This is a genomic window from Paenibacillus sp. CECT 9249, from assembly GCF_918697855.1.
Classification (GTDB): domain Bacteria; phylum Bacillota; class Bacilli; order Paenibacillales; family Paenibacillaceae; genus MSJ-34.
Genome location: NZ_CAKKLI010000004.1, coordinates 1 through 11,561, shown reverse-complemented (window position 1 = coordinate 11,561; position 11,561 = coordinate 1). Strand labels below are relative to the sequence as shown.

Here is an 11,561-nt window from a genome sequence, read left to right as displayed (position 1 = left end):
ACTACGCAAATTGCGATTCTTGCACTCTTTGGTTTAAGAACACGAAGTCGTCGTCGTGAAGCGGCTCCACTTTCCCCTTCTGATACCCTTTGCCTTTCGTGGAGAAGAAATCATGCGTGCTTGTTTCGGTGCGAATCCCGTTCAGCACGACGGGGTTGACTTCCTCTTCCGGATAATACGGTTCAAGCCCTAAATTCATCAACGCTTTATTGCCGTTGTATCGAATGTACTTTTTCACTTCATGCGTAAGCCCGATCGAGTCGTACAGCTTTTCCGTATACTCCAGCTCGTTATGATAGAGCTTGTCCAATAGCTCGTATACGAACGCCGAAGCGATCCGTTGTTCTTCCTGGCTCAAGCCGGCGAACGCTTCCTGCGCCAGCAAGCCGACGAATACGCCGTGCACGCTCTCGTCGCGAATGATCAGCTTGATAATTTCGCCGCTCGCCACCATTTTGCCTTGTCCGGCAAGGAATAAAGGATAGAAGAAGCCGGAGTAGAATAAGAAGCTCTCCAGGAAGACGGAGGCTACCATCGCCTTGTAAAGGCTTAGACCGTCCCCGTCTTGAATCGATTTATACAACTCGTCGATAACCGCCGTTTTGTATTGCAAATTTTTGTCCTCTTTCACCCAGTCGAACGTTTCGCGGATCAATTCCGAGCTGGCCACGGTCGTGAAGATCGTGCTGTAGCTTTTCGCATGAATTTCTTCCATCGCCGCCTGAAAAATCAAAATCGCCTTTTTCTGCTTGTCTTCCACATGCTGAGCGATGAGCGGCATGCCTACGTTTCCTTGTTCCGTATCCAGCAGCGTCAGCCCGCCCAGCACTTTCATATAAGCCGATCGTTCGCTGTCGTTCAGCTTCGACCACGATTTCAAATCTTTCGAGATCGGGATTTCGGTATCCAGCCAAAATTGCGACGTGTTCTGCGTCCATAATAGTTCGGTGTAATCCGTTTCCGGCGAATTCCAGTTCACTGCTTCGAATCTTTTCAATTGGTGGACCTCCTACAACGTTTGTGAGCGATGCTTCCTCGGCCTAACCGCGTAACAAGGCTTGCTTTGGAAGCATACGCTTATTAGTTCTATTACACGACGCAGCTGACGCACTCGTCGATCGTTTTCTTCTTCGTTCTTGTATAATAGAGCGTCTTCAGCCCTTTTTTCTGCGCATAAATATAATACATCGCCAAATCTCTCGTCGTTAAGTCGTCTTTGACATATAAAATAGTCGATATCGCTTGATCGATATGTACTTGGACTTCCGCCACCAGGTCGATCAGATTGAACATATCCATATCGTACGCTTCTTTATAGAAGAAAAAATTTTCTTCGCTTAAGAAAGGCATCGGATAAATCGTCTTGGAATCGCCGTATTCCCGTTCCTCGATCTTCTGCGTAATCGGCGCGATCGACGCGGTGGACGATTGCAGATAGGAGATCGAACCCGTCGGCGCGATCGCCAGACGATAAGCGTGATACACGCCATGTTCCCGCACTTGCTCTTTCAGCCGCTGCCAATCGTCCTTCGTCGGAATTTCCTGGCCTTCGAACAACTCCTTCACCTTGTCGGTAACCGGCGAATAATCGTTGTTCAAATAGCGGTCGAAATAATTGCCGTTCGCGTATTCGCTTTTGTCGAAATCTTTGAATGTAATTCCCCGTTCCTTGGCGATCAGCATCGACCGCTCCAAAGAGTAGAAATTGAGCATCATGAAGAACGTTCTTACAAAATCTTTCGCTTCCTTCGATTCGTAAGCGATTTTGTTCTTCGCCAGAAATCCGTGCAAATTCATCGCCCCGAGTCCGACGGAATGCAATTCGCTGTTCGCTTTGGCGACGGAAGGAACGATTTGAATGTTGGACCGGTCCGTCACTTCCGTGAGCGCGTCCATCGAACGATGAACCGTTTCCCTCATCCGCTTGTTCTTCATCACGTTCACCACGTTTAAGGAACCGAGGTTGCATGAAATATCCCGATTAATGACGTCCGGCTCGTTATAATCGTTAATGGTCGATACTTCGCTCAATTGCGCGATTTCGCTGCACAAGTTCGAAAATTTGACCCGGCCGATCTCTTTCAACGCATGGTATTCGTTTGCGTTATCGACAAACATAATGTACGGATAACCCGATTCCATTTGAATTTGGGCGATTTTCAAAATCAAGTCCCGCGCGACCACTTTTTTCTTGCGGATGTTCGGGTTCTCGACCAGTTCGTCGTACATCGCCGTCAAATCCATGTCGTCCATATGTTTGCCGTATTCTTTATAGATGGTGTGCGGATAGAACAGGTACATGTCCTTGTCTTTTTCCACCAGTTCGAAAAACTTGTTCGGCGCGACGACCCCGAGCGACAGCGTCTTGATCCGGATCTTCTCGTCGCTGTTAATTTTTTTCGTATCGAGAAACTCGTGAATGTCGGCATGGAACACGTTCAAGTATACGACGCCGCTGCCGTCGCGTTGGCCTAATTGGTTGGCGTAGGAGAACGCGTCCTCGAACAGCTTCATGACAGGCAATACGCCGCTCGCTTTGCCGTCCAGCCCTTTAATCTGTTCGTCCGCCGCGCGGATTTTGCTCAGGTTCAGGCTGACGCCGCCGCCGATTTTGCTTAATTGCAGCGCCGAGTTGATCGCAAAGCCGATCGAGTTCATCGAATCGTCCACTTCCAGCAGGAAGCAGCTGACGAGCTCGCCCCGGCGTTTTTTGCCCGCATTGAGAAACGTCGGCGTTGCCGGCTGGTATTCTTGCGAGATTAACAGATCCGCGTATTCCCGCGCCTTGTTCATATCCCCGTCGCCCAAAAATAAAGAAACGACCGCGATCCGATCCTCGTACCGTTCCAGAAACTTGCTGCCGTCATTCGTTTTCATCGCATAGTTGTTATAAAACTTGAACGCGCTCATAAACGATGGAAATCTGAATTTTTTCTTGTACAAATCGTCGTAGAGCTGTTTGACTTCCTTGAAATCGTATTTATCGAACAATTCCTTCTCATAATATTCCTGCTCGATAAGATAATCGATTTTTTCTTTCAGATCGTGGAAAAACACTGTATTCTGATTGACATAGTCGACAAAATAGCTGCGGGCCGCCTCCCGGTCTTTTTCAAATTGGAAGTTTCCATTTTTGCGGACCATTATTTCGTTGTTAAGCTGTATCCATTTTGGTATTTGCAATGACAATGTTATTAACCTCCCGCTTCATTCGTTCTACATCGTTATTCGTACCGCTCAGCTCGAACTTCATTAGAATCGGCACGTTGTAAGCGTCCGATATTCGGTCCGCAGCGAGCCCAAATCTTGCCCCCCAATTCATATTGCCGCTTACGGCGACCCCTTGAAGCCATTCCCCGTTCTCTTCGAGGAAATCGGCCGTCGACTTCGGCACTTGGCCGAATCCGGTCGTAAATGTAATCAGGACGAACGGACGGTTCACCTTCAGCCCGTCAACAATTTGTGCGGATTCGAGCCCGAGTTTCCCGACAAACCGCTTCACGTTTCCCGTCTTTGAATCGAATACGATCAGCACACCCGCTATACCTCCGATGCTAGATTCATAGAATCAATATGTACGCAGTGAAAAAACCCATCGCAAAGGATGGGCAGGAAATGGAGACAGAAAAACATATCGTAGGAACCAATTTTGTTCATACTGTCATTGCAATCGTCCATCCCTGTGCTCTGCACCTAAATCCTTTGGCGCCGGGCATTTCGACACCAAATATGAATCCGATAGGGCACACCACCCACATATAGTACGTAGCGTACAATCGAGACACTAAATATAGGTTCATTTTGTAGCATACCTATTTTTCCGTGAAGAAGCAAGCTATATTTTTCTGCTTTTTCCCGCATAATTCGACATGGATTTGACATAGCGAGAGCCTATTCTCACGAAAACGGACGATTGCGTATATTTTCACTTTGGGGTAGCGTCGGGAAAATGCGAATTTACAACGTTATGGTACCATTGAAAGGTTGGCTCTAACTTATCTTCTTTACATACGAGGCGGGATTGGATTGCTGCATGCAGTCCTGAACGATCATTTGCCGCAGAGGTTATGGAAGCTGTACAGCGTGCTGGCAAGCGATTCCCGTGGGGTAAAAAGGTAAAGCCTGCGATCAGGATCCACTCCATCATACCGCTGGCGGCTAGACGATCCGCCCGAGCGGGCTAACGAAACTGAAACACGCTAATCGCCTGTAAATCATCATGTTGCAATGTCTAACGAAACACAAACACGCTAATGTGGGGAAAAAGGCGGTAAAACCGCCGATTTCCAATGAATAAGGATGCGTACTTTCGCTAGAATGGGGACGTCTTCATTTTGGGCCTAATAAGAATTGCTAGTTTCGTTAGCGCCAAACAAGGAGCGCAGGTCCGCGCGATCGCCTTCGAAATGCAGGGAGGCATCCCCTTCTATATGCTCAATAAAAGCCAGTGCCATCAACGGTGGCGGATTATGAAGTTGACTCTGTTACACCCTTTATCATCAATGTTTACATGTATCCTTAGAAAAGGCGTGTTTGAATTTCACCGTCGGCGCATCGACATAGGCGTTGCGGCCGGCGCCAAATCCTGCGGCAAGAAGCAGAAAGGCTATCACGATGAGCATGATCAGCGGAACGGTCCAAGCATGCGTCGCATCATGCATAAAGCCGAACACCGTCGGTCCGACGGCGGCCAGCAAATAACCGACGGACTGCGCCATTCCCGACAGTTCCGCCGCTTGGCTTGCGTGATGCGCGCGCAGCGCGAAGAACATGACGGCCAGACTAAAGCCCGCCCCGCCGGCGATGCCGATCATTATAATCCACAGCAGCGCGAGCGTGTTGCCGCCCCAGAGCAGACCGGCGTATCCGATCAGGAACAGGGCCGCGATAGTTACCACAAGCCCCCGCTGATTGGAACTTCGGCCGGCGAGCACCGGCATAATAAACGTGGACGGAAGGCTGACAAACTGCATGATGGACAGCATCCAACCCGCCGATGCATGGCTCATCCCCCTTGATACGAGGATTTCCGGAATCCACGCGATATTAACGTAAAATAAAAAAGATTGCAAGCCCATAAACAACGTTACCTGCCAAGCGAGGCTCGAGCTCCAAAGCTTGCCGGCAGGGGCGCCTGCCGCTTGCGAAAGGGCCTGTCCGCGGTCGCGGCGCACTTGCGGCAGCCAAACGGCCAGCGCAATCAGCGAAAGAACAGCCCAGATCGCCAGCGTTCCGCGCCAACCTAGCCCCATTCCTTGCGCGACCGGAATGCTGACGCCCGATGCGACCGCCGCCCACATGTTCATGACAACAGAGTACAGCCCTGTCATTAAGCCGACCTTTGCGGGGTAATCCCGCTTGATTAGACTCGGCAGCAGCACATTGGAAACCGCGATGGCCATCCCAAGCAGCGCCGTCCCCGCGAACAGGGCCGGAACGGACGGAATCGAACGCAATGCAATGCCGGCGGTCAAGACGGCCAGACCGATCAGGAGCGATCGGTTCGTTCCGATGCGCCGAGCCATCCTGGGCGCCAGCGGCGACACGAGAGCGAACGCTAATAGCGGCAACGTCGTCAACATGCCCGCAAGCGTGTTGGAAATGTCCGTGTCGTCGCGAATGTCGCCCACAATCGGACCGAGGACGGTAATCGGCGCGCGCAGCGTGGACGCAATCAGCAATATTCCGATAAATAACCAAATACCTGTACGCGCGATCGGACTCACCTGCTCTTGTTGTTTCATTGTTGCTATGCCTTGATTGGATTTCATTGTTATTCGCCTTCTTCTTATCGTATTGTTTTTCGTCATCGAACGATTTAATCATCCAAACATAGGATGTTTAACATATATGTAAATCTAGCATATTTGCATTTCGAACTCAAGAGAAAAATGCAGTATGTCGGCGGAAGGCAATGTACGGGATTACATTCTAAATAAGTCCAAAATCCGGCGTTAATTTGTAGCTTTACCATGGAATCGCCGCATTACCGCCAAAAACTACCGCTAATTTATGGAACATCGATACATCCGCCTGACCTGCGAATTGTAACTCCATGAAATACCGCTAATTCTCTCTCACTGATCGATATCAACAAATGAACTCCGGATTGCCCCTTTTTTCGTAGAAAGAAATAAGAGGCCGTCTCGTCGACGGCCGCTCATTGATTAAGGACGGTCAGTCCATCACCTTTTCGTAAATCATGATCGGGATATTTGTTTTGTAGAACGCTTTTTTCACTTCGACAAACCCTTGTTTTTTCCAAAAACGATGAGCCGGTTCGTTCTCCGCAATCACGCCGATTCGAAAAGTGCGGATCTGTTTCTCCTTTAGGAATTGATAGAACAAATGCAGCGTCTTCGTCCCGTAACCGAGAGACTGAAACTCCTTTTTGATCAGCAAAAGGCCGAGCCAAGTGCATTGATCCGACGGATTGAGCGGCAAATATTCGACTACGCCGACATACGCTTGTCCGTCTTGTACGAGGAATCGTTCGGCGCCGGCTTGCTTCGCTTCATCGATTTCAGTGCGGACTTCTTCCGGCGATAAGCGTTCCTTATTCGCGGATATCCGGTTAAAGAACGGGTCCGAATTCATAATGTCCAGATCAATATGGAAAAGTTCATCTGTTGCGGGAATCAATTTCATGTTCAATTACCTCCTGAAGTCTCGCCCCGCTACAGTCAACCGGCCAGATCCTTCGCCGTCCGCCCCGTTTGGGCGCGCACCAAATTGCTGCCGTACGTTAGCGCAACGATGCCAGCGGTTATCCATAACGCGATCGTAAAATATAAAAATCCGGCATAACTTCCGTCCTTCTCCATATCGATCAGCGGGAAGCCGGAGAACGACAATACAAGCAGCGTATGAAAGAGAATCGTAATCCATAAGCTTTCGCCCGCGTTGTTGTAAAGCCATGCGAACAAAACGGACAGCGCGACGATCGCGGCGGCAAACAGCCAGAACGGGATATAGCTTTGGATCGTTCCGGAAATAAAAGATAGCGGAACATGCCATACGCTCCAGAGCAATCCGAGAACGAGACTTGAGCGGAGGGCGCTCCATTTGCGCTGCAAGCGCGGCAGCAAATATCCCCGCCAGCCGAATTCCTGTTGCAGCGAGCCGCCAAGCAGCAACGAATAGATAAAGAACGGTACGATCAGCCTCGGCTCCGAAATCAACTCGCTCGTATAAAATTTCCCGTGCGCCAAATAATAGACACCGTATGCCAATACAAACAATAACGGCAGGAGCAGCAAAGCGAGCAAATGCCACCCCACCCTTACTTTAAATCGAGCCGCCTTGCGCAGCAGATCCATTACGCCTTGTTTCCCTTCGTACAGATAGGACAGCAATATCGAAGCGAAGCTCGGTCCGAATGCGCCCAGCACGACAAACGGTTCCGTAGGCAGAATGATTTTGATCGCCCCGACCGAGGATAAGAGGGCTGGCGCCCAGAGCAGCCAAGAGATCGCAAAGGCAATGATCAGAAACAAGATGCTTTTCGACAAAATGTCCCCCAACCTTTCAAATCGGTCACATTCACCATGAACAAGCTGCATGTTGCCGGTTACCTAAAGAAAGCGATGTCAACAGTATACCATTTTTTCTCTCGATGTTCATATGCAAATCCTCATAGACCGGGGAAGCGGGGCTCACGGACGGGGAAACTTGTATCGCAACGTTCCTTGCATTATGATGAAAGTAATGTGATTAGCGAAACGACACTACATTAGGAGTGATGCCACTTATGAACGATATACGCAATACGCAATACGAGGTTGCGACATTCGCCGGCGGCTGCTTCTGGTGCATGGTTTCTCCTTTCGAGGAAATGCCGGGCATCGAGCGCGTCGTCTCCGGATATACCGGGGGCGTTACGGAACATCCGACCTACGAGGAAGTATGCTCCGATACCACCGGACATTATGAAGCGGTGCAAATTACCTTCGATCCCGAAATATTCCCATATGAAAAGCTGCTCGACATTTATTGGCGGCAAATCGATCCGACCGACAGCGGCGGACAATTCTACGATCGGGGCGACTCGTACCGAACGGCGATCTTCTATCATAACGAGCGGCAGAAAGAGGCGGCCGAAGCGTCCAAGCAGGCTCTCGCCGCAAGCGGACGTTTCGACAAGCCGATCGTAACGCCGATTCTGCCCGCCCAAACGTTCTACGAGGCCGAAGAGTACCATCAAGAGTACCATAAGAAAAATCCGTCGCATTACAAGCGGTACCGTACCGGTTCCGGCCGCGACGCGTTCATCGCGCGCCATTGGAGCGTAAACCGCGATCAAGAACGGCTCAAACGGCATTTGACCGAAATGCAGTACGAAGTCACGCAGAATAACGCTACCGAACCGCCGTTTCGCAATGAATTCTGGGACCATGACGAGGAAGGAATCTATGTCGACGTCGTCTCCGGCGAACCGCTGTTCAGCTCGCGCGACAAATTCGACGCCGGTTGCGGCTGGCCGAGCTTCACGCGCCCGATTCGCTCGTACCATATCGTGGAAAAAACGGATACGAGCCATTTTATGATCCGGACGGAAGTTCGCAGCCGGGAAGGCGATTCTCATCTCGGCCATGTTTTCGCCGACGGCCCGGCGCCCACCGGATTGCGTTACTGCATTAATTCGGCGGCATTGCGCTTCATCCCGAAAGACAAACTGGCCGAAGAAGGCTATGGCGAATATCTCAAACTGTTCGAGGAGTCGTAGCCGATCGACGGCCCGCCTCGGGGCATTCACATATTTTCCAACTTTTATCCAATATGAGATGCCTTTTTTACAAATTGTCTTGACATGGAACACTTTCCATGTAGTAAACTAAATACAAGCTGCCGGCGGCGGTCGGCGTGGCCGATCAGGGCGTTACGACCGCTCGGCAACAAACAAGGTAAGCCATGCGGCGCATACTTGCGCCCGGCTTACCTTGTCTCGTTATGATCCGTTTTGAGTTCCGCAAATGCGAAATACGATATCTTCCCCTTCACAATCGATGTGCAAATCTTCTCCTTCGGTATACCAAATGTCGTTCTGTTCCATATAAAACGTAATTTGCTCTGCAATGGTCGAAGCCGCTGCCTGGATGGGCGTGTCGCTTATGATGCCTAATGAAAATGGTCCTTGCGGGCTCATACCGCCGCTGTATCTGACGAATATTCGAATCGAATCCCCTTCGCGGAACCCCCATTCTTTTTTGAAACAAGATACTGCGGCAGGCGTGACGATCAATTTCATTGCACAACACCCCTTCTCAATAGGTTATTTCATTATATTCGCCGCGCGCTTTCCAAAATCCTACAATTACTTGCCGATCATCGAGCTTTTCGCAAACGCCTTCGGCAGCCGTGCCGCTTTCGGCCCGATTTACTCTTGCGCCGGTAAATAGTACAATACATTTCATGTACGGTTTCAAAATAATAAAGGTGTAAGGGGTTAGCCAATGAATGCAATGACTAAGGAAGTTACGAGAATCGCATTGATCGGCTCCGGGTTCGTCGGGGCCAGTTACGCGTTTGCCTTGCTCAATCAAGGCATCGCTTCGGAACTCGTCATCATCGATAAAAACGGGCAAAAGGCGGAAGGCGACGCGATGGATTTAAGCCACGGGCTGCCGTTCGCGCCATCGATGAGAGTATGGGCCGGCGATTACGCCGATTGCAAAGACGCCGATCTCGTCGTCATTACGGCAGGGGCCAATCAAGCGCCGGGCGAAACGCGGCTCGATCTGATCGACAAGAACGCCCGCATCTTCAAGAGCATCGTTGCCGACGTCATGAAAAGCGGATTTCAAGGCATATTCGTCGTCGCGACCAATCCGGTCGATGTGCTGACGTATGCCACCTGGAAATATTCCGGCTTGCCGGCGCAGCAGGTCATCGGCTCGGGCACGATTCTCGACAGCGCCAGATTGAAATATTTGCTGGGCGAATATTTCCAGCTCGATTCGCGCAATGTGCACGCGTACGTGATGGGCGAGCATGGCGACACCGAATTGCCGGTATGGAGCAACACATCGATCGGCGGGCGCTCTCTGCACGATTACCGCGAACAATACGGCAAACCGACGCAGGAGGAACTCGACCGTATCTTCGGCAATGTGCGCGACGCCGCGTACCATATCATCGAACGGAAAGGCGCGACGTATTACGGCATCGCCATGGGCCTTGCCCGCTTGACGAAAGCGATCCTATGGAACGAAAATTCGATTCTTTCCGTATCCGCCTTGCTTACGGGCCAATATGGGCTCGACGGCGTATATATCGGCGTTCCGGCCGTCATTAACCGCGCCGGCATACGGGAAATCGTGGAATTGAAACTGTCGGACGACGAAATGCGGAAATTGCATGCCTCGGCCGACGTATTGAAAAAGGCGATACATACGATAATGAAGTAACCGCCCGCAAACATCCCTCCGCCCTTCGCAGTCGAGGCGATTATGCCGCCCACAGTAGAATGGTCGAAAAAGGCGTTTATCATATTCAACATGTTATATTGATATGATAAACGCCTTCCATCTTTGGAGCATTTGTCAGTTCTCCACATATAACAAAACTTTGCCTGTGCTGTCTCTGCTTTCAACGAATTGATGGGCTAATGAAGCTTCTTTTAGCGGCAATCTTTCACTAATTTTAATGTCTAACTGCCCGCTTTCTAACAAACGGAATACTTGAACTGCCGTTTCCTTTAATATTTCAGGACGTTCTCTCCTGGTTGTTCCGAAACTAAATCCAAGAACCGAGCGGCAACTTGCATGAAGGTCATTGGTTTGTACTTGTCCATATTGCCCGCTTGAATTTCCAAATGCAACCAAACGTCCAAAGTCGGCAAGGCACTTGAAACTTTGTTTAGTTATATCCCCGCCAATAGAATCCAAGATGACGTCTACGCCTTTTCCATCGGTTAATTCATTCACTTTATCAGCAAAGTTACCCTGTTCGTAACAAATCGTATGGTTTGCCCCTGCACTTAATGCCATAGGGATTTTCCTTTCATTTCCTACGGTTCCAATTATATTTTTTGCACCTAACGCTTTTGCTATTTGTATTGCAGTCGTTCCTACCCCGCCGGAAGCGGAGTGAATGAGAACATTTTCTCCTTTTTGCAATTTAGCGATATCAGCAAGAAGTTTGTACGAAAATAAACTATTTAACATTAAAGCGCTAAAGTCCCTTGGACCGAAAAGGTTTCCTAAGCAACATTAATATCCATAAAGTTACAGTTATGCTGGGACTATCTCACGTAGCTCTACTTCATAACCCATTTGTTGAATTTTACGGACCCAATAATCGATATTTCTTTCTCGCGAACCTAAATAATCTGCACCCAGCTCTTGATACGGAACCTTGTCGCGCAAGACGACATAGATAATTCGCAATAGTAAATGGGCAACGGCCATAATTGCTTTTTGTTTACCCATACGTTTAACTAATCTGAAATATACGGCCGGGATTCGCGAATCTTTCACTTTTATAGCGGACCAGCCACATTGAATAAGGAGGGTTTTCAGTCCCTTATTTCCTCGGTAGTTTTTCTTTCGTTTTTTTTTACC

Annotated in this window: 9 protein-coding genes and 2 pseudogenes; 2 read left to right on the top strand and 9 right to left on the bottom strand. The window is 49.6% G+C overall.

Annotation, left to right across the window (positions count from 1 at the left end):
• Position 1 precedes the first annotated feature (1 nt).
• The 6 genes from nrdF to LQ229_RS05000 all read right to left on the bottom strand — a co-directional run bounded on the left by nrdF (position 2) and on the right by LQ229_RS05000 (position 7,511).
• A complete protein-coding gene (gene nrdF / locus LQ229_RS05025; protein ID WP_216541098.1) occupies positions 2-997 on the bottom strand; it encodes a class 1b ribonucleoside-diphosphate reductase subunit beta in 996 nt (331 codons plus the stop codon).
• Positions 998-1,089: 92 nt separating this feature from the next.
• A complete protein-coding gene (gene nrdE, locus LQ229_RS05020) occupies positions 1,090-3,144 on the bottom strand; it encodes a class 1b ribonucleoside-diphosphate reductase subunit alpha (RefSeq protein ID WP_230191094.1) in 2,055 nt (684 codons plus the stop codon).
• Positions 3,145-3,154: 10 nt separating this feature from the next.
• Complete coding sequence (nrdI, locus tag LQ229_RS05015; RefSeq protein ID WP_216541096.1) at positions 3,155-3,535, bottom strand: class Ib ribonucleoside-diphosphate reductase assembly flavoprotein NrdI; 381 nt, start codon at positions 3,533-3,535, stop codon at positions 3,155-3,157.
• Between the two features lie 964 nt (positions 3,536-4,499).
• Positions 4,500-5,771: an MFS transporter gene (locus LQ229_RS05010; RefSeq protein WP_230191093.1), complete on the bottom strand. Its 1,272-nt coding sequence runs from the start codon at positions 5,769-5,771 to the stop codon at positions 4,500-4,502.
• A 406-nt stretch (positions 5,772-6,177) separates the two neighbouring features.
• Positions 6,178-6,648 carry a GNAT family N-acetyltransferase gene (locus LQ229_RS05005; RefSeq protein ID WP_216541094.1) on the bottom strand — a complete coding sequence of 157 codons (471 nt, stop codon included), beginning with the start codon at positions 6,646-6,648 and terminating at the stop codon, positions 6,178-6,180.
• Between the two features lie 35 nt (positions 6,649-6,683).
• Positions 6,684-7,511 carry a type II CAAX endopeptidase family protein gene (locus tag LQ229_RS05000; protein WP_230191092.1) on the bottom strand — a complete coding sequence of 276 codons (828 nt, stop codon included), beginning with the start codon at positions 7,509-7,511 and terminating at the stop codon, positions 6,684-6,686.
• A gap of 239 nt (positions 7,512-7,750) precedes the next feature.
• On the opposite strand from LQ229_RS05000, the gene msrA reads away from it, so the two are divergent.
• Positions 7,751-8,725, top strand: a complete 975-nt coding sequence (gene msrA / locus LQ229_RS04995) for a peptide-methionine (S)-S-oxide reductase MsrA (RefSeq protein WP_230191091.1) — start codon at positions 7,751-7,753, stop codon at positions 8,723-8,725.
• 222 nt (positions 8,726-8,947) lie between these two features.
• Here msrA and LQ229_RS04990 read toward each other — a convergent pair whose 3' ends face one another.
• Entirely contained in the window at positions 8,948-9,247 is a 300-nt protein-coding gene (locus tag LQ229_RS04990) for a Fe-S cluster assembly protein HesB (RefSeq protein ID WP_230191090.1), read from the bottom strand.
• Positions 9,248-9,452: 205 nt separating this feature from the next.
• On the opposite strand from LQ229_RS04990, the gene LQ229_RS04985 reads away from it, so the two are divergent.
• Positions 9,453-10,406, top strand: coding sequence for an L-lactate dehydrogenase (locus LQ229_RS04985; RefSeq protein WP_230191089.1), 954 nt, complete (start codon positions 9,453-9,455; stop codon positions 10,404-10,406).
• 135 nt (positions 10,407-10,541) lie between these two features.
• Here LQ229_RS04985 and LQ229_RS04980 read toward each other — a convergent pair.
• Positions 10,542-11,147, bottom strand: a pseudogene (locus tag LQ229_RS04980) (zinc-binding dehydrogenase); the annotation flags it as partial.
• An 84-nt stretch (positions 11,148-11,231) separates the two neighbouring features.
• Positions 11,232-11,561: pseudogene (locus tag LQ229_RS04975) on the bottom strand (IS110 family transposase); the annotation flags it as partial.

What these genes read in the sequence shown, in the direction of transcription:
- msrA (WP_230191091.1), top strand. Translation starts at nt 7,751, where the DNA reads ATGAACGATATACGCAATACGCAATACGAGGTTGCGACATTCGCCGGC.
- LQ229_RS04990 (WP_230191090.1), bottom strand. Translation starts at nt 9,247, where the DNA reads ATGAAATTGATCGTCACGCCTGCCGCAGTATCTTGTTTCAAAAAAGAA.
- LQ229_RS05005 (WP_216541094.1), bottom strand. Translation starts at nt 6,648, where the DNA reads ATGAAATTGATTCCCGCAACAGATGAACTTTTCCATATTGATCTGGAC.
- LQ229_RS05010 (WP_230191093.1), bottom strand. Translation starts at nt 5,771, where the DNA reads ATGAAATCCAATCAAGGCATAGCAACAATGAAACAACAAGAGCAGGTG.
- nrdE (WP_230191094.1), bottom strand. Translation starts at nt 3,144, where the DNA reads ATGGTCCGCAAAAATGGAAACTTCCAATTTGAAAAAGACCGGGAGGCG.
- LQ229_RS04985 (WP_230191089.1), top strand. Translation starts at nt 9,453, where the DNA reads ATGAATGCAATGACTAAGGAAGTTACGAGAATCGCATTGATCGGCTCC.